This is a genomic window from Psychrobacter sp. TS_SC_6 (assembly GCF_056156305.1).
This window is the reverse complement of record NZ_CM149590.1, coordinates 899,652-917,865: the sequence shown is the minus strand read 5'-3', so window position 1 is coordinate 917,865 and position 18,214 is coordinate 899,652. Positions and strand designations below refer to the sequence as shown.

At 42.5% G+C, this 18,214-nt stretch carries 15 protein-coding genes; 13 read left to right on the top strand and 2 right to left on the bottom strand.

Annotated elements, in window-relative coordinates; all coding sequences use genetic code 11:
* Nucleotides 1–179 precede the first annotated feature (179 nt).
* The 7 genes from rlmKL (at nucleotide 180) to AC0J5Y_RS03990 (ending at nucleotide 8,321) form a co-directional block, all read left to right on the top strand.
* Nucleotides 180–2,522 (top strand): bifunctional 23S rRNA (guanine(2069)-N(7))-methyltransferase RlmK/23S rRNA (guanine(2445)-N(2))-methyltransferase RlmL, encoded by a 2,343-nt coding sequence (rlmKL, locus tag AC0J5Y_RS04020; RefSeq protein WP_475131631.1) that lies wholly within the window; start codon nucleotides 180–182, stop codon nucleotides 2,520–2,522.
* Nucleotides 2,523–2,741: 219 nt separating this feature from the next.
* Complete coding sequence (locus AC0J5Y_RS04015; RefSeq protein ID WP_475131630.1) at nucleotides 2,742–3,317, top strand: TerD family protein; 576 nt, start codon at nucleotides 2,742–2,744, stop codon at nucleotides 3,315–3,317.
* A gap of 272 nt (nucleotides 3,318–3,589) precedes the next feature.
* Nucleotides 3,590–4,654, top strand: coding sequence for a DUF475 domain-containing protein (locus tag AC0J5Y_RS04010; protein ID WP_475131629.1), 1,065 nt, complete (start codon nucleotides 3,590–3,592; stop codon nucleotides 4,652–4,654).
* 214 nt (nucleotides 4,655–4,868) lie between these two features.
* Entirely contained in the window at nucleotides 4,869–5,789 is a 921-nt protein-coding gene (locus tag AC0J5Y_RS04005) for a glutaminase (protein ID WP_475131628.1), read from the top strand.
* Nucleotides 5,790–6,116: 327 nt separating this feature from the next.
* Entirely contained in the window at nucleotides 6,117–6,692 is a 576-nt protein-coding gene (locus AC0J5Y_RS04000) for a TerD family protein (protein ID WP_475131627.1), read from the top strand.
* Between the two features lie 233 nt (nucleotides 6,693–6,925).
* Nucleotides 6,926–7,678 carry a TIGR00266 family protein gene (locus AC0J5Y_RS03995; protein ID WP_475131626.1) on the top strand — a complete coding sequence of 251 codons (753 nt, stop codon included), beginning with the start codon at nucleotides 6,926–6,928 and terminating at the stop codon, nucleotides 7,676–7,678.
* Nucleotides 7,679–7,712: 34 nt separating this feature from the next.
* On the top strand, nucleotides 7,713–8,321 hold the full coding sequence (locus AC0J5Y_RS03990) for a TerD family protein (RefSeq protein WP_011513115.1): 609 nt from the start codon (nucleotides 7,713–7,715) through the stop codon (nucleotides 8,319–8,321).
* Nucleotides 8,322–8,440: 119 nt separating this feature from the next.
* On the opposite strand, the gene AC0J5Y_RS03985 is transcribed toward AC0J5Y_RS03990, so the two are convergent.
* Complete coding sequence (locus AC0J5Y_RS03985; protein ID WP_475131625.1) at nucleotides 8,441–9,724, bottom strand: TerD family protein; 1,284 nt, start codon at nucleotides 9,722–9,724, stop codon at nucleotides 8,441–8,443.
* Between the two features lie 309 nt (nucleotides 9,725–10,033).
* Between AC0J5Y_RS03985 and AC0J5Y_RS03980 the strand changes: the two genes are divergently transcribed.
* The 5 genes from AC0J5Y_RS03980 to AC0J5Y_RS03960 all read left to right on the top strand — a co-directional run bounded on the left by AC0J5Y_RS03980 (nucleotide 10,034) and on the right by AC0J5Y_RS03960 (nucleotide 16,088).
* Nucleotides 10,034–11,197 (top strand): ATP-grasp domain-containing protein, encoded by a 1,164-nt coding sequence (locus AC0J5Y_RS03980; RefSeq protein WP_475131624.1) that lies wholly within the window; start codon nucleotides 10,034–10,036, stop codon nucleotides 11,195–11,197.
* 44 nt (nucleotides 11,198–11,241) lie between these two features.
* On the top strand, nucleotides 11,242–12,519 hold the full coding sequence (locus AC0J5Y_RS03975; RefSeq protein ID WP_475131623.1) for a phosphoribosyltransferase domain-containing protein: 1,278 nt from the start codon (nucleotides 11,242–11,244) through the stop codon (nucleotides 12,517–12,519).
* A 330-nt stretch (nucleotides 12,520–12,849) separates the two neighbouring features.
* The gene (locus tag AC0J5Y_RS03970) at nucleotides 12,850–13,668 is read left to right on the top strand and encodes an HAD hydrolase family protein (RefSeq protein WP_475131622.1); all 819 of its coding nucleotides are present in this window, start codon (nucleotides 12,850–12,852) and stop codon (nucleotides 13,666–13,668) included.
* 81 nt (nucleotides 13,669–13,749) lie between these two features.
* Complete coding sequence (locus AC0J5Y_RS03965; RefSeq protein ID WP_475131621.1) at nucleotides 13,750–14,931, top strand: cysteine protease StiP domain-containing protein; 1,182 nt, start codon at nucleotides 13,750–13,752, stop codon at nucleotides 14,929–14,931.
* 77 nt (nucleotides 14,932–15,008) lie between these two features.
* A complete protein-coding gene (locus tag AC0J5Y_RS03960; RefSeq protein ID WP_475131620.1) occupies nucleotides 15,009–16,088 on the top strand; it encodes an HpcH/HpaI aldolase/citrate lyase family protein in 1,080 nt (359 codons plus the stop codon).
* 205 nt (nucleotides 16,089–16,293) lie between these two features.
* Here the strand turns inward: AC0J5Y_RS03960 and AC0J5Y_RS03955 are convergent, their stop codons facing one another.
* Nucleotides 16,294–17,097: an alpha/beta fold hydrolase gene (locus AC0J5Y_RS03955; RefSeq protein ID WP_475131619.1), complete on the bottom strand. Its 804-nt coding sequence runs from the start codon at nucleotides 17,095–17,097 to the stop codon at nucleotides 16,294–16,296.
* A 297-nt stretch (nucleotides 17,098–17,394) separates the two neighbouring features.
* Here AC0J5Y_RS03955 and AC0J5Y_RS03950 point away from each other — a divergent pair, with 297 nt between their 5' ends.
* Nucleotides 17,395–18,192 (top strand): enoyl-CoA hydratase/isomerase family protein, encoded by a 798-nt coding sequence (locus AC0J5Y_RS03950; protein WP_475131618.1) that lies wholly within the window; start codon nucleotides 17,395–17,397, stop codon nucleotides 18,190–18,192.
* Nucleotides 18,193–18,214 lie beyond the last annotated feature (22 nt).

Sequence of the window (18,214 nt, the reverse complement as noted above, 5' to 3'; positions counted from 1 at the left end):
TGCAACTTATTTAGCATTGATATGCCATAAAAAGTATTTTCAAATAGACATCTTTTAATCATCGCTTTCTTAAACATCAGCGCTTTAAACCATCCGCTATAGAATTATGGTAAAATTAGCGGTTAAACATCTTATTTTATGATGTGCACTATTTATCAATTTAGCCCACAGGTATCCGTATGACCGAAACAACCGCGCTCGCCTCATCCACAGCGTCTTCGCAACCATCTTCACAAGTATCCTCACAGGTATCTTCACAGGTATTGTCGCTTGACCTTATCATCACCTGCGCCGATGGGTTAGAAGCACCGCTACAGACTGAGCTGACCAGTTTTGGTATTGCAAGTGAGATAAAGAGTACTGGTCGCCTTGCGGTTACGGGTACCTTGCGTGATCTATATAAGATCTGTCTTTGGTCGCGCGTGGCATCGCGCGTATTAATGCTGATTAAACGCAAAAATATCAATGCCGAATATGACGTGGCTGAGCAGCTGTACGGTTTGGCGAAATCGGTCAATTGGACAGAGCAATTTAGCCTAGAGCAAACCTTTGCGATTCGTCTGTCTGTTGATAAACGTGTGGCTGTCAGCCAACAGTTTGCCATGCTCCGTATTAAAGATGCGATTGCGGATACCTTTAACGAAGTGTATGAGAGCCGACCTAACGTCGATAGTAAAAATCCAGACTTTTCTATTTTTGCAACCGTCAATGACAAGCAAGCTGAGCTCTATTTAGATTTGTCAGGGACAAGTTTGCATCGCCGTGGCTATCGCGTAGCCATGACAGAAGCGCCACTAAAAGAAAACTTAGCAGCGGCGCTACTTTATAGCGCAGGCTGGCATAAGAAAAACGAGGCAGGCGATGCGCCTTTTTATAATGCCTTAATCGACCCTATGTGTGGCTCTGGTACCTTTATTATTGAAGCGCTACTTATGCACTGCGATTATGCCGTCGGTATCGATAAAGCCGCCAATCAGTTTGGTTTTTATGGGTGGCAGCATCATGACGCAGTATTATGGCAAGAAATGATTGATGATGCACAGACCCGTTTCCGTGCAGCCTTAGAGATTGCTAATGAGCAGCCAGATACTTTGCCGCTCATCTTTGGATTCGATGCCGATAATGGCGCTATCATTGCCACAGAAAAGAATCTGATTGCTGCTGGTTTACAAGACCTGTTACCGCTACTCGATATCGAAACGCGTGCCCTTGATCAGCTAAGCACGCTATTAAAACCTTTGGTTGCTGACGGTCGTTTGAGCAATCCTTTGATTATAACCAACCCACCTTATGGTGAGCGCTTGGGTGATGAAGAGATGATTAAGCCATTATATCAATCGATTGGGCTTATCTTACAAGACAGCTTTGCCGGTAGTGGGATTGACCCAATGCTTGGTATATTGGCGTCGCATGTTGAGCAAGTCGATATTTTGCCGATTAGAGAGCCAAAAACGTTGCGGTGTCATAATGGTGCCATTACCGTGTATTTCCGCTATGGCACCTTGATTACTGGACAAACTGGCAATCTTGTTAGCCGTTTTGAGAAGCGTGACATTGAAGTTGAAGATGGTCAAGACTTTATCAATCGTTTGCAAAAAAACCTGACTCGACTAAAGAAACTCGCTAAAAAAGACAATGTGAGTAATATCCGTGTCTACAATGCTGACTTACCTGATTTCAAGGTGGCGATCGACTTATATGGTGACTATGCCCATGTACAAGAGTACGCGCCACCGAAGACTATTCCACCAGAAACTGCCAAAAAACGTTTTAATTTGGCGCTAATGGGTATCCGTGAAGTGTTTGGCATTAACCGCGAACAAATCTTTATTAAAACCCGTGCTCGTCAATCTGGTAATGACCAATATAGTAAACAAGGCAATACTGAAAAGCGTGGTAAGTTTTATATTGCCCGCGAAGATGGTGCTTATCTTTATGTCAATTTCACCGATTATCTCGATACAGGTCTATTTATCGATCATCGCAATATGCGTGCGCGTATCAAAGACAACAGTCGTAATAAATCGGTATTGAACTTATTCGCTTATACTTGTACGGCAAGTGTGCATGCGGCATTGGCAGGTGCTAAAAAAGTCACCAGCGTTGATTTGTCACAGAATTATCTTGATTGGGGCAAACAAAACTTTGCTTTGAATGGCTTAAATGTCAGTGGTAATAAATATCAATTCGTTGCTGCCGATATTTTTGAGTGGATCAAAGACAATACGGAACAATTCGATATTATTTTTATTGATCCGCCAACCTTTTCAAACTCTAAAAAGTTTCAAGGTACCTTTGATGTCCAGCGTGACCATGCCGCATTGATTAACCGCGCAATGAACCGCTTAACGGCAGATGGTATTTTATACTTCTCTAACAACTTTACCCGCTTTGAGCTGGATGAGCAGTTGACTGAACGTTATGACATCGTCGATATCACCCAAAAAACCATTGGTTTTGATTTTGATATCAAAAAACCGATTCATCAAAGTTTTGAGATTCGTCATCGTCAGAGTCTATAGAAAACACTAACTCTGAGCTTTAACGCCTAACTTGCCATAAAACATAACAATGACCCAATCCGCTTTGATTGGGTCATTTTTTGTTGGTATGATAGAATGCTACTAGCGATCGTTTTACCTTTATTGAATCCCATTGTCGTTAGCATACAGTTAGGGAAAAGTAATATCGATACATAACGTACAATCTATCCTACTCCAATAAATAACAAGGACCATTCCATGGCATTATCTCTGAATAAAGGCGGTAATTTATCCCTTACCAAAACTGACCCAAATTTAACCAAGTTATTAATTGGTTTGGGCTGGGATGAGCGTGCCACTTCTGGCTCTGAGTTCGATCTTGATGCGAGCGTGTTTTTGTTAAATACTGCGGGCAAAGTACGCGGTGATCACGACTTTATATTTTATAACCAGTTAAAGTCTGACAATGGCGCCGTTGAGCATACTGGTGACAACCGTACAGGCGAAGGCGATGGCGATGACGAAGTGGTCAAAGTTAATCTAACGCAAGTACCTACTGATGTTGATAAAATCGTTGTCACAGTGACTATTCATGATGCAGCAGCGCGTAGCCAAAACTTTGGTCAAGTAGCCAATGCCTTTATTCGCGTTGTGAATGAAGAAACGGGTGCTGAAGTGGTACGGTTTGATTTAGCAGAAGACTATTCTGTTGAGACAGCAATGGTATTTGGTGAAGTCTATCGCCACAATGCAGAATGGAAATTCCGCGCCGTTGGTCAAGGCTATTCAGGTGGTCTACAAGCCATGTGCCAACAATATGGCGTTGATATTTAAACCGTTATCTAAACTGATATTTAGCCCGCGCTAAACTATCCATTAGATGATAAAGACGTCAAAATTATAAAGCAATTATGCCTCACTATTATCTGTGATAACGGCTATAGAATATGGTTGCAAAATAGTCACAATTTTTGATAGCCAAATGACTGATAATGCTTTATGTTTCGTTTAAAATTATGTATAAAAAGTGGTTGGCAATAACCGCTTTTTTTATGCTGCGTCTATAATAGGCGACCTTAGCTTTATGCAACCAGACAGGATGTGTCATGAGACATTTTTATTTCGACTTTATCTTCACGGCTATTGCCTTAGCGATAGCGGCATGGTGGGGATATTCACATGGCGGTATGGGCGGCTTAATAGCCACACTATCTATTACCGCTATTTTGGCTGTCATGGAGATTTCATTATCATTTGATAATGCAGTAGTCAATGCCTCAGTCCTCAAAGGCTGGGACGAGTTTTGGAAAAAGATATTTTTAACCGTTGGTATTTTAATCGCTGTATTCGGCATGCGCTTGGTATTCCCAATTGTCATTGTTGCGGTTACCGCTGATCTTGGCATGATGCAAGTGATTGATTTGGCATTGAACGATCCTAAAGAATACTCAGCAAGACTGATGGCGCATCATGCTGAAATCTCAGCCTTTGGTGGTATCTTCTTACTATTGGTATTCTTAAACTTTATCTTTGATGATAAAGAAGTGCATTGGTTTAACTGGCTTGAGAGCCGCTTGGCAAAGCTTGGCAAAGTCGATGCGATGAGTGTCTTCGTTGCACTTATTGTCCTGATGATTTCAGTATCTTGGGCGCCCGCTGAACAAGCTTCTGCCGTATTGATTGCAGGTGTTTGGGGTATCTTGGTTTATCTGGGTGTGCAAGTGGTGTCAGGTATGCTCGAGGGTGATCTTGAAGAAGAGCTAGACGCTCAAGGTAATAGTACTGGTGCTGCAACTAGCGCTATTATGAAAGGGGGTATTATCGGTTTCTTATACTTAGAAGTTCTTGATGCTTCATTCAGTTTCGATGGTGTGATTGGTGCATTTGCAATCACCAATGACGTTATCGTTATTATGCTAGGTCTTGCCATTGGTGCCATGTTTGTGCGTTCGATGACCATCTACTTGGTAGACAAAGGCACGCTTGATGAGTTTATCTATCTTGAGCATGGGGCGCACTATGCCATCGGCGCACTTGCCGTAATCATGTTGCTGTCTGTAAAATTCCATGTACCAGAGCTGATTACTGGTCTTATCGGTATCGCCTTTATTGGTTTTGCGTTATGGGCATCTCTGAAACATCGTAAGGCTGAAGCGGCACGTTTGAATTAAGACGTATCATCCGCCCATACTTTGTTTGTCTAAGCAGGTCATATCATCAGGTATGATCTGTTTTTTTGTGCTGTACTACTCTATCTTCGTTCAGCTAATGAAGCACTGAGATGGGCACATAAGCAAAATACAATTTTTCTGACCCTCTAGGCCCTTAATTCAGTTAAAATCGTCATTTTTCATACCACCATAGAAATACGGCTATACAACTCATATGCAACAAATTCTTGATAAGATTGCCGCAGAAATGGCGCGTGATACAGACCGTGGAAAAGTGGCGGATTATATTCCGCAATTGGCTCACATAGATTCAAACCAGTTCGGTATTGCAGTAGCAACACCTGATGGGCAAGTATATACCGCAGGTAATGCAAATACATTATTCTCAATTCAAAGTATCTCTAAGGTATTTACCTTAACCATTGCCCTTGGCAAATTGGGTAACGCGCTTTGGACTCATGTTGGTCGTGAGCCATCTGGCGATCCTTTTAACTCGATTGTGATGCTAGAGCATGAGACTGGCAGGCCACGCAATCCATTTATCAATGCCGGTGCCATTGCGGTGGTTGATGCGATTATGATGGGGCACGAACCCAAAGAAATATTGGGTGAGATTCTTCAGTTTGTTCATTTTATTGCAGACGATGATTCAATCCGTTTTGACCACAAAGTAGCAGCGTCCGAGATGGCGCACAAAGACCGGAATGCGTCGCTTGCACACTTTATGAAGTCCTTTGGCCGCTTAAAGCACGATGTCGATAAGGTGCTGGGTGTTTACTTTCATCAATGCTCGATTGCGATGAGTTGCGAGCAGTTAGCGCGCGCGGGACTTTTTTTGGTTTCTAATGGCGTCAATCAGCACACAGGTATAAAGGTAATCAATGAGCATCGTTCTCGACGGATCAATTCGTTAATGATGATGTGTGGTCACTATGATGGTTCTGGTGAGTTTGCTTATCGTGTTGGTCTGCCGGGTAAAAGTGGCGTTGGCGGTGGTATTTTAACGATAGCACCCGGTAAAGGATCCATCGCTGTATGGTCGCCAGGGCTTGATCATCTCGGCAATTCCAAGCTTGGGTTAAAAGCATTAGAGATGTTTGTACAGGAAACAGGCTGGTCGGTTTTTGCACAATAACTCCCTACCTTAATGCTTTGATGAATGGCCGAAAACCTTTAGACTAATAGCTAATTTTTTCATAACAGTACCTTACCTGTTAGATGAAAAAATGTTATAAAGTATCAGAGATATAGGCTTATTATGTTCCTTAGTAAACATATGGACCATGCGCAAAATACGACTTGCTTACTGGGCAAACGCTTAGTATAGTAAAACGTAATGATATGCAGGGCATGGTAGTTAGGTTCACTGAACGTCTATACCTCTACATTAAACACTGCTCTATTTTTAGATGATTTTCTGTATTACTCAATCCACTTAATTATTAATCCAAAGGATATTTATATGGCTATTAGCTTAACCAAAGGCGGCAACGTAAACTTATCAAAAGAAGCGCCAGGTTTAACCAATATTACGGTTGGTCTTGGCTGGGATCCACGCGCCACTGACGGTCAAGAGTTTGACTTAGATGCGATTGGCTTTTTGGTCAATGAAGCAGGAAAAGTACGTAATGATCAAGATTTTATCTTCTTTAATAACTTAAAGTCAGACAATGGCGCGGTTGAGCACACTGGCGATAACCGTACTGGTGAAGGTGATGGCGATGATGAAAAAATCAAAATCAACCTAGCTAGTATCCCAGCTGATGTCAGCAAAGTTGCTATCTGTGCCATCATTTATGAAGGTCAAGCTCGTAACCAAAACTTCGGTCAAGTGGGTGACGCGTACATCCGTGTGGTAAACGATAGCGGCGACGCTGAAATCGCGCGTTACGACCTATCAGAAGATGGCAGCACTGAAACGGCGATGATTTTTGGTGAGTTATATCGTCATAACGGTGATTGGAAATTCCGCGCGGTGGGTCAGGGTTTCAGCGGTGGTCTTGGACCATTAGCGGCCTCTTATGGCGTCAACGTTTAATTGACTTAATCGTGGCGCAAGCTAACTATCGTAAGTAACTATTTATTTGCGAGCTACTTACGAGATCTATAAGCCATCAAGTGTGTTGTTTAAGACATTTGATGGCTTTAAATTTAAGTAGTTTTGAATTTAAGTGGCTATGAATTTAATGTCTAAACGATATTGACAGAAGTTATTTGCTATATCCACTACAGATGGACTCATGAAAATATTAGAACAAGGACTTTTGATCTATGGCTGCAACGTTTAGCTTAATTGGGACTATTGAACCTTTTTTACATTGTAATCTTAAAAAAGGTGACTCAATTTATTGCGAAGCCAATGCCATGGTCATGATGGAGTCTAATCTTGAGCTTAAAGGCAAGTTGCAAGGTGGTTTCATACAATCATTGATGCGCCGATTTGCAAACGATGAATCCTTATTTCAGCAGCAGATTGAAGCTGTCAATGGCGAAGGTGATTGTTTGCTGGCACCAACGCTCGATGGCGATATGCAAATCATTGATTGCGGCAAACATCAATATACCTTGAGCGATGGCGCGTTCGTTGCTGCACAGACAGGTGTCGATATCAGAGCCAATATTCAGCGCAACCTCGGCGGCGCTGTATTTGGTGATACCGGCGGCTTTATGGTCATGCAAACCCACGGTCAAGGTCAGGTGGTGGTGTCAGGTTTTGGCTCATTATTTGAGATTGATGTGACGCCAGATAAAGACGTCATAATCGATAATGGTCATGTGGTCTGCTGGGATTCAACGCTTGATTATAAGCTTTCTGTTTCGACCAGTAAGAAAAAAGGCATCATGAGTAACATTATTAATTCAGTTACCAGTGGTGAAGGAATGGTACTCAACTTTTCAGGCTCAGGCAAAGTTATTATCTGCTCACGCAATCGTGACAGCTATCAAGGGTGGCTGCAAAGCATCTTGGGCACCAGTTCTGGTGGTCGTGGCGGCAATAGCGGATTACTTGGCAATATTTTATAGCAATTTCTCATACAACTATTATAAGGATTATCACATGGCAGTTAGTTTACAAAAGGGTCAAAAAATTTCCCTAAGCAAAGAAGCGGGCGGCGAGCTTACTCAAGTAAAATTGGGTTTAGGCTGGGACGTTGCCCAAGGTCCCCAAGATAAAAAAGGTGGATTCTTAGGTAAATTATTCGGTGGTGGTAGTGGCGGCGATTCTATAGATTTAGATGCATCATGCATTATGTTCGATAGCAACAAACAGCCAGTTGATGCCATTTGGTTTAGCCAATTAAAATCGAAAGACGGCAGTATCGTGCACACTGGTGATAACCGCACTGGTGACGGCGATGGTGATGATGAAGTCATCAATGTTGATTTATCAAAAGTTCCAGCTAACGTAGTATCTTTGGTATTTACCGTCAACAGCTTTACTGGTCAGACGTTTGAAACAGTAGAAAATGCGTTTTGCCGTATTGTCAATGCCAATAACAATACTGAAGTAGCACGCTATAATCTGTCCTCACAAGGTACGCATACGGCGATGATTATGGCAAAAGTTTATCGTCATAATAATGAGTGGAAGATGCATGCCATCGGTGAAACGGCGACTGGTCGTACCTTCCATGACTTGATGCCTGCCATCACGCCGCACGCTTAAGCAGTTTAAATTGATTTTAAGTTATTTTATTTAAGATACGAACTGCCTATAAGCAATAAGCCCATCTAATAATAGATGGGCTTATTGCTTATATCTATCAAAGTACATAAATAAAGTCGTTACTTACTACCGCGTTTCCAGCTAAAGCCCCAATTAAAGGCTTTGTCCATCTCTTGATGTCCTTTAAAGTATTGGTTGATACGTTCAACGTTGATACTGCCTTGCTGATTGACCAGACGCGCAATAGCGCACATCGGTAAGTTACCTGTACCTTCTGTCAAACGTGTTTCAATCGGTGGCTGGTCGGGTACATGAATAGTCACTACCCCATCAGTTTGCGCCCAATTTGGTGCACCTTCATAAATGAAAGCAAAGATAAATACTTCTTCAATCTGTGACCACTGTTGCCCATTAATATCGAGCCATTCACCGCCACTTACCTGTCCTGTTCTGTCATCGGCACGCAATAAAACGTATGGCGCTGACTGTAGGCTACCAAAACGACTCCCCAACGCTTGAATAAGCGTTTTTTCACCATTTTTCAGATGAATCATCGCACCAACATCAAGATCAATTCCACCAGCTTTATGCTGCTTAAATAAATCGCCAAGCAGCCCTTTTTTGGGTGCTTGCTTGGTGGCATCTGGACGTTGATTCCAGTCTAGGTTGACCGATATTTTGCCAAAGTCATCACGTTTTTTGAGATTGATACTAGATTGATTTTTGGTTAAAGTAATTTTACTTAGGTTAATTGAAGGATTGGTAGAGCCAGCAGGAATAGGCGGTGGCGTAGTTGTTTGAGGCGCACTACTAGCTTTTTGCGTATTGATTGGTCGCTGCGTATTAATAGGCTGAGCTTGCCCTTGTGTCTGATTTTGTATAGGGCTTTGAGCGGGTGCTTCATCAGCAATCTCTACACCGAAATGCTCAGATAAAGGTTTTAAGCCACCTTCGAAACCTTGCGCAATAAAGCGGAACTTCCAATTGCCCTGCCGACGATAACATTCCGCTAAGATAATAGCTTTTTCATTACGCCCAGCAGCCGATAATTGACAAGTCACCAACACTTGACTGCCTTGTAGTACTTGAATATCCACATCGCCGACTTGAGCCAACGTCTGCGCACTAGAGAACGCAAGAGCTATCTTTTCGATATTGGCAGGTTGCGACGGCAAATTGATATCAAAAAATCCATCACTGTCATGACCGCGAAAGCTCACGCTACCATCATCGCTACGTGTCTGCCCATAAAATATCATATCGCCATCGCCGCGTACTTTTCCATCCGTCGTCAAACGATAAGCCGCACAGTCGATGGCATTTTGGCTTAAAATACGAATGCTAATATTATCCGTTGGCAGCGGCGCGTTAGCACCTGCAATTAAAGCTTGAGGTTGACTCATCATTTATCCTTTACGTTATTTATTATTTACTTATATGAGTGAGGTTAACTATCGCCATATAGTAGCATGGATGGCATTACAACCTTAATCAGAACCAGCATTTTATAAAATATGATAAAAAAAGTAAAAATCCTTGAGGCTATTTAATTGGAAACATTTATAACATCTAGCATTTGTATATAATAGAGCCCGTTATGTATAAATACCATGTCTGAAATTTTTCGATCATATATTAAATTGCTAGTCACTTTATGATGACGATATCGAGTGATCCACAACCCCATTATTTAAGAGAGTGCAAAGAGAATTATGGATAACCCTGTTAACAATAGTCATCATACAAAGTTAAGCGCTGCTTGGTTGGCTGAAGGTCAGTCAAGCCAGCGTGATATGTTAGCTAGCCTGCAAACCCTGAAAGCTCACTCTAGCATGCCCTTTCATATCGTTGCCTCACATCGTCATAATAGACCTGAGATTTTTGAATTTGCCGACATCATCTACCGCGAGCCTTCTATTAGCACCGCAGATAACAATGAGCAAGCAGTGCTCGAATCTGTTGAGCCATTGATGCCACGTTGGCAATTTGTGTTAGAACAAGCTCAGAAAAACAATGTGAAAGTGTTACTCACTGGACGCAATGGCATTGATTATGAAGCTCATCGCGAAAAATTTGCAGCAGCAGGTATCCGTTTATTGACAGGTGCGACCAGTGTTGTAGCACTGGAATCTATCGATGATAAGTTTGCCTTTATGCAGCAGTGCCATGAGCACGATATCCCTGTCGCAGATGCATGGCGCTTTGATACTGTCGCAGAGCTTGAGACTCTACTCGCTAAACATGGTCATCAGCCATTATGTGTCAAACCAGTGACGGGGATTTTTGCCCAAGGATTCTGGCGCTTAGGCAAAGTTAAAGAGACGGGTAAAGAAGAAGGTGAGCAATACGACAGTTTTGAGCATCTATACTTTACCGAAGAGAAGAAAATCAATACTACGCAATTTATCAATGCTTATACCAACAGTCTCATGGTGCATGAGCGCCCTATTCCGATGTTACTGATGCCTTATTTATCAGGACAAGAATACTCTATCGATGTCGTCTGTGAATACGGCGAAGTGTTGGCTGCTATTACCCGTTATAAAACGGGGAAAATTCAGCATATTGGTTATGAGCAATCAGTTATGGATGTGGTCATTCCACTGATAAAAACGTTCGGCTGTGATGGTATCGTTAGTGTCCAGACTAAAGCGGATGATAATGGTCAACACCGAGTGCTTGAGATTAATAGTCGCCCCTCTGGTGGTATTGATTACACCACTCATAGCGGCGTAGATCTAACTCAAGTTGGTTTTGCTTATTGGCTCGGTTTAAGTAAGAAGCCGAAACTGGCAGATATCGCACAGCAAATTACACCGTGCCAAGTACGTTCTATTATGGTGAGTGTAAAGATTGAAGACGATACCACTGAGTAAGTGAAACTAACGATATAAAAAATTGAAAGACTAAAGGAATATGAATGCCAAATAAGCAGCACAACACGACCATCACCTTACCTCGTGGTACGCTTGATCTGACCTATCAGACCAATGCTGCTAGTGGTAATAACGACCTTAAAGAAAGCAGCCATTATCAGCTAGAAGATTTGCTTGATTTTGCTCAACGTATCAACCCAAAACGAGCATTTTTATTTGTCTCAAAAGTGTTAGGTCGTCATATTCCGGTGGCACCAAGCATCATGCGTGATGCCTTTACTGATTTGGCAAACTTAGTACCTGATGATTTGCCTGAGCCGATTTTGGTCATCGGTATGGCAGAGACGGCGGTTGGCTTATCTGCCGGTGTGCACCAAGCGCTACAAACGCGCTATCCACAAGCGTTGCTGCTGAATTCTACTCGTCATGCCCAGCATGATGACAACAATAGCGATTCTTTATTGACCACTTTTAGCGAAGACCACAGTCATGCCAGTCAGCATCTGATTTATCAAAGTGCCGATAAAATGACGCAAGCGCAACTACTTGCCAGTAAAACGCTGATTATGGTCGATGATGAAGCATCAACAGGCAATACTTGCGTTAATGTCGTCACAGCATTACGTCAGGCAGGACTTGACCAGCTAGAGCAAGTGCATCTCACAACCTTGGTTGATTGGTCACTGAATCAAAATCACAATGAGTCTGATGCTAACGCCAATGATTCGATTGGCACCCGCCTGCCAAATATTGATTTTTACCGCCATCATTTACTATCTGGCGCTTGGAAATGGACTGATGCGCCCAACCCTGAGCCTATCATTATGCCATCGGTTGATACGACCGAAGCTGGTAGTCAATATTTGGGCAATACCGGTAATTGGGGACGTTTCCCTACGCTAGATAGCACAAATGGCTTTGCTGATTGTCTAGTAAGTTTCCAAACTGCATTTGCAAGTTTTAATGGCCAAACACAGTTTGACAAAGATCAATTGCCACAAAAAATATTGGTACTGGGCAGTAATGAATTTGTCTGGCTGCCGTTTTTGCTAGCAGAATGGCTTGAGATACAGACAAATTTAGATAACAGCAATAACACGGTGAATTTTAGCGCATTAACCCGCTCACCGATTGCGCTTGGTGGGGGTATTCGTACGATGTTGAGCTTTAATGATAATTACGGGCTTGGTATGACCAATTTTGCTTATAACGTTGAGCCGAATGAGTGGGATTTGATTGTGCTATGTGTTGAGACACCAGCTGACAGTGTCGATGAGATGTGGAAAGGCTTGGATAATGTGTTGGTGGTGAGTCCTAAATAGACGTGCATTTAACATGCATATTACGAGCTACTAATAATGGCTGGTCATAGCATAAAAAGTTCATATTTAGGTGACAGATACCTTGCGCAACCTCCTATTTACTTATATATTCGGTCTACTCATTTGCTTATTTAGTGTCAACATATCAACTATTAGAAGACCAAACTCTTGAGACATCGCAAAATGCTGTGTCTCAAATTCTAATAATTTGTCAAGACCTGAAATAATTTGAATCCTAGATTTAGAAGATCAGTGCTTTCAATCCATTAAATACTCTTACTTGACCCACACCTAAATAACTTTGCCATCACTTTATCTTTGGAAAACATAATGACCTTCCCATTTTTCCAGTCTAGTCCAGACATTGTAAAGCCATATACGCTGATGGATTTGGACGATACGCTCTTTCAAACTCAGCGTAAAATTGATGCATGGGAATTACCCACTACTGAACCTGAAAATTTGGTTTGCGCCACTGTCAATAAACAAGGTGAGCCGTTAAGCTTTATGAGTCAGCGCCAAGCAGTCTTTTTTAATTGGCTATTTGCCAGTACTGAATTGATAGCTGTCACAGCCCGTGATCGTCAAGAAATTAAACGCGTCAAACTGCCTTTTAATAGCTGGCAAGTATTGACCCATGGCGCGGTCATTTTAGCGTCTGATGGTGAGCTACTAAGCACGTGGCAGCAGCGTATGTATAACGCGCTTGCTCCAGTACAAGATAAGCTTAGTCAGCTTACTGAGTTGGTCAATAGTTATAGACCAGAAAGCGGTAGTACTCATAACGATTTAAAGTTGACCCCGCATACCGATACTTTTATCGATAGCGAGATGACCATTTATATAGCGATCAAACACACGCAAAAAGATCATCAATCATTGGCAGAGTTAGCCACACAATTACCAACGCTCATACCAGATTTTGATGAGATTTTTTATGTGCATGTGAATGCTAATAATTTAGCAATATTGCCGCATGCTATTCATAAACGTCATGCGGTACAATTTTTATTGGAACAGCATTTGGATCATCAGCGCCCAAGCTTCGGTTTTGGTGACAGTCTGGCAGATCTGCCATTTCTGCAATTACTTGACTGGTACGGCATGCCCAATCATGGACAGCTACATGAGAAATTTGCAGCTAAATGATGAGCGCTACCTTTTATTAAATGATATTCTGCTATTAATCTACTATTAAATCGTCATCAAACGAGTATAACTATTTCTACTATGACTTCAATCCATTCTAATATTAAAACAGCCGATTTATCACAATATGGCTCAGGCAGCTATCTTGCTAGCGATGTCACTGTGCTGCTCAATATCGTTGATAAAGATGCCGTTGCTGATGTGCCTGTCAGCCAAAAAGAAGCACTGATTCAAAGTGGGCAGCGCCATTATTCTGATATGCTGACCTTGGAAGACGCGCCAAGTGCCATGCACGAGCAGTTGTATATCGAGGCGTTAGAGCAAGGTAAGACAAGAGCAGCGACTGATATTACCAATTTGGCCTATACGCTACAGCAGGTTTTTCAGCCAAACGTCAATAATGAGCGCCCGCTAATATTAGTCAGTCTTGTGCGTGCCGGTTTACCAATAGGCGTACTGTTACAACGCGCATTAGCAACTGCCGATAGCAGCTGCTCTCTACCAAGTGTGCATTATGGCGTCAGTATTATCCGAGATCGTGGTCTTGATCCAGTTGCATTAAAAATGATATTAAATAATCATCCTCATAGCCCGATTGTATTTGTCGATGGTTGGACGGGTAAAGGAGCGATTTATCAAGAGCTGGCGCATAGTCTAAAAGCCTTTGCCGACCCTAACCACCCTAACTATGCCAATATTTTCCATCAAGGTCAGGATGTTATACCGCTACTGACCCTTGCTGATCCGGCTGGTGTTGCTTGGCTGGCTGCTAGTATTGATGACTGGTTGATTCCATCGGGTTTATTGAACAGTACTGTATCAGGGCTTATATCACGCAGTTTATATACTGAGCCAGAGTTGGGGCTACATCGCAGTGTCTTTTATGATAATTTAATTAAGGCAGATCATAGCTTAGCCTTTATTGATTGTATCGATGCGACAAGGCGTACATTAAACACGCCTTTGCAATGTTTGCCAACGTATAAACATCCGCGCTACCAGACTGCTGACTTAATCGATAAGCTGGCTGCTGAGTATGGTATTAGTAATCGCAATCGCATTAAGCCGACCATTGCTGAGGCGACACGCGCGATACTACGTCGCGACCCTGAACGTATTTTGTTAGCAAGCGCTGAGCACCCCGACACTATATTATTAAGGCATTTATGTACACAGCGACATATCGCTATTAGCGTACTAGGTGATAAAATACTGCCTTATCAAGCGATTACCCTTATTAAGCAGCGCGCTACAGACAATTAATAATGCCTTATCTTTTCACCTAATCTTGAAACCATACTTTTAGACCCATTCATCTACCACTATTCACGATGCCCATTATGTCAGATATGCCAAAAAACGAGTCTCACCTTTATCAAAATACCCAGTCTTACGCGCATCTGATTACTGAGCGTCATGCTATGCTCAAGCCAAACATGCATCATCCGTATCAGTTGGGAGCGAGCTTATATATGCCAGCGACGCGCCAAGATATCTGGCAAGTGATCAAGCGTGATAAATTACCGACGATTAATAGTATTATCATCTGTCTAGAAGATGCAGTCAGCCACAATGATGTTGAGTTGGCACTTGAGCGCTTACAGACGCTGCTGTATACGTGGGCGATGCATGTCGATAGTATCAATGAGCCTACACAGCAAGCTGACACACAACAAACCAAGACACAGACTGAGCAGCCAACGCGCCCGTTGGTATTTGTACGTCCGCGCCATCCGGCAATGCTAGAGCAGTTATCGGGCTTTGCCCATATTGATTTGATTGATGGTTTTGTGATGCCGAAAGTCGATATGTATAGTCTGTCTAATTGGCGCATGGCATGCCAGAATCTCAGTACTGACATGCTATTGATGCCGACGCTTGAGACGGCAGCGTTGTTTAATCCGCATCATAACCAAGAGTTGGCGATTGGTTTTAAAGAAGCCTTTAGCCAGCCCGTCTTTGCCTTGCGTATCGGTGGTAATGACTTGTTTGCGGCGCTGCGTTTGCGCCGGCCTAAGAATAGCCTTGTCTATGATACACCTGTTGGTACACTAGCCTACCAGCTGCTTGGCTGTTTTGTGCCGCATGGCTTTTATCTGTCGGCGCCGGTGTTTGAGTATTTGGATGAGCCAACACTATTTATGCAAGAGTTGACACGTGATGTCAGCTTAGGGTTGGTCGGCAAAACGGTCATTCATCCAAGCCAAATTGCCTTAGTGCAGCAAGCCTATTGTGTACCGCTTAGCATTTTGGATGAGGCGCAAGCAATCTTACATAGCGAAGCAAAAGCGGTCTTTAAATATAACAATACCATGCTAGAACCTGCTACCCACCGTGCTTGGGCAACAGAGATCGTCAATCGGGCTCAAGTATTTGGCACTATTAATGATGGCAATAACGATTTTACCGCACTCTTATAAAGTAATATTTTTAAAAATCCTAACAAAAAAAGCCGTTATCAATTTTATGATAACGGCTTTTTTTGTTAGGGAAAAGCAATATCGATACATAATGTACAGCTGATATCAATTTTTCTTACTTGCTGTGCCGTTGCTGCCAGAGGCTGCAAAAAATTGATACCAGCAGTACCGTAGCGCTTTTAAGGTATTTTAACTATACATAAAATTATGCCAAAAACTTATTGATGGCTTTATTAACTTGCTCCGGCTCTTCAACCGTTGCCGTATGCCCCGCACCTTTAATCACCACCAGCTTAGAGCCTGCTATCGCAAAGTGCATGCGCTCAGCTTTTGCATACGGTGTTGCCACATCTTCATCGCCAACGATGATAAGCGTCGGCGTCTTGATATCACTGAGCTGATCATACGTTGCAGAGCGCTCAATCACGCCAGTAGTTGCTTTGATGACCCCGCCCTTACGATTGCTTTGCAACATAGCCAACCACTCTCTACGGTCAGCCTTGCGTGACTTATCTGCCAAAAAGCTGCTACCAAACATAATGGGCATTACCTTTTGGCTGACACGCTTCATGCCAAGCCAACGTATGGCTTTAATCAGCTTGCGGTACTGTGGCACGTTTTTAGGATCTTCAGGATCAGCAGAGGTTTCAAGCAGCGTCAGCGATAGCAACGATTCAGGACGCTTTAACGCAATACGTTGGGCGACAAATCCACCCATAGATAAACCTAAAAAATGACATTCATCAATATCCAGCGCCTCTAGTAATGCCAGTGTATCCTCAGTTAAAGTCTCCATATCGTAGCCAGATTTGGTAACTTCAGACTGACCTTGTCCGCGAAAATCAAACGCAATACAGCGATAACCCGCTTTAAAATACTCAACTTGCTTGTCGAACATGCGCGTATTCCATAGCAAACCATGGGCAAATACCATAACCGGCTTTTGCTTATCGTTTGGCGCACTGTCTTCATAATAAATATCGACATCATTGACATGAATCATTGGCATAACCACTTCCTTGTTGATGTAATAAAAAATCAAACCTTTTAAAATCTGTCTTCTAGCATAATTCAACCCTCTTACAGATAGTAGCCTTATTTTTGAATGATAGGTTTTATACCTGTGGCAATAGTGATAGCAGCAAAAAATGTTATGTAAAACGTGCCTTAAGCGCGCACAAATCTCGCTTTTATAATAAGCTCAAACTGCTATAGTAATTGGCATTGTCTTATTTGTCTGACTTACTGCCCATATCACCTTTTTATTACCCTCATTATCTAGAAAACTATCGTAAGGATATCCAAAATGTCACAAGCTCTCGTCGAATACCAAGCCGAAAACCATATCGCTACCATCACAATGAACGACCCTAAAACCTTGAACGCCTTTAGCACGGTACTCAAAGAAGCCATGATGGCAGCACTGACCAAAGCTGATGAAGATAAAGACATTAGAGTCATCGTTTTGCAGGGCGCCGGCAATAACTTCTCTAGTGGCGGACATATCGGTGAGATGTTAGAAAATGGCATGGAAAGCGAGGCATTATCGGATAAGCTAAACTTTATGGTTGGTGAGGTGGCTGAGATTAGCTTAAAGCTGCGCAATATTCATAAGCCTATTATCGCTAAATTAGAAGGTGCCGTCGCTGGGGCTGGGATGAACTTGGCGCTGACTTGTGATTTTCGTATTGCCGCTGACAATGCCAAATTTGTGCAAGCTTTTGTCAATATCGGTCTGATTCCGGATGCTGGCGGTATTTATTTATTGAATCAATTGATTGGCGTCGCAAAGACTACTGAGATGGTTATGCTTGGCGATAAGCTAAAAGCAGAAGATATGGCACGCTTAAACTTGGTTAATGAGGTAGTCAGCGCAGAGAATCTGGATGCTAGCGTGTTGACGTTGGCTACGCGTCTAAGCAACCTTCCCGGAAAAGCGTTGGCGTCGATGAAGCATATGATTAATACTCATGCCTATATGGGTCTTAATGAAGCGCTAGAGATGGAAGTAGATCAACAAACGATGCTTGCTAAAACCGATGATTTTAAAGAAGGTATCACAGCCTTTATGGAAAAGCGTAAGCCGGTTTATCAGGGTAAATAAAAACTGATAACATTGCTCTTCG

Excerpts from the sequence above, each read along its gene's own strand:
- AC0J5Y_RS03980 (WP_475131624.1), top strand. The coding sequence starts at position 10,034 with ATGGATAACCCTGTTAACAATAGTCATCATACAAAGTTAAGCGCTGCT.
- AC0J5Y_RS03995 (WP_475131626.1), top strand. The coding sequence starts at position 6,926 with ATGGCTGCAACGTTTAGCTTAATTGGGACTATTGAACCTTTTTTACAT.
- AC0J5Y_RS04000 (WP_475131627.1), top strand. The coding sequence starts at position 6,117 with ATGGCTATTAGCTTAACCAAAGGCGGCAACGTAAACTTATCAAAAGAA.
- AC0J5Y_RS03970 (WP_475131622.1), top strand. The coding sequence starts at position 12,850 with ATGACCTTCCCATTTTTCCAGTCTAGTCCAGACATTGTAAAGCCATAT.
- AC0J5Y_RS03955 (WP_475131619.1), bottom strand. The coding sequence starts at position 17,097 with ATGCCAATGATTCATGTCAATGATGTCGATATTTATTATGAAGACAGT.
- AC0J5Y_RS04010 (WP_475131629.1), top strand. The coding sequence starts at position 3,590 with ATGAGACATTTTTATTTCGACTTTATCTTCACGGCTATTGCCTTAGCG.
- AC0J5Y_RS04015 (WP_475131630.1), top strand. The coding sequence starts at position 2,742 with ATGGCATTATCTCTGAATAAAGGCGGTAATTTATCCCTTACCAAAACT.
- AC0J5Y_RS04005 (WP_475131628.1), top strand. The coding sequence starts at position 4,869 with ATGCAACAAATTCTTGATAAGATTGCCGCAGAAATGGCGCGTGATACA.
- AC0J5Y_RS03975 (WP_475131623.1), top strand. The coding sequence starts at position 11,242 with ATGCCAAATAAGCAGCACAACACGACCATCACCTTACCTCGTGGTACG.
- AC0J5Y_RS03960 (WP_475131620.1), top strand. The coding sequence starts at position 15,009 with ATGTCAGATATGCCAAAAAACGAGTCTCACCTTTATCAAAATACCCAG.
- AC0J5Y_RS03985 (WP_475131625.1), bottom strand. The coding sequence starts at position 9,724 with ATGAGTCAACCTCAAGCTTTAATTGCAGGTGCTAACGCGCCGCTGCCA.
- AC0J5Y_RS03965 (WP_475131621.1), top strand. The coding sequence starts at position 13,750 with ATGACTTCAATCCATTCTAATATTAAAACAGCCGATTTATCACAATAT.
- AC0J5Y_RS03950 (WP_475131618.1), top strand. The coding sequence starts at position 17,395 with ATGTCACAAGCTCTCGTCGAATACCAAGCCGAAAACCATATCGCTACC.
- rlmKL (WP_475131631.1), top strand. The coding sequence starts at position 180 with ATGACCGAAACAACCGCGCTCGCCTCATCCACAGCGTCTTCGCAACCA.
- AC0J5Y_RS03990 (WP_011513115.1), top strand. The coding sequence starts at position 7,713 with ATGGCAGTTAGTTTACAAAAGGGTCAAAAAATTTCCCTAAGCAAAGAA.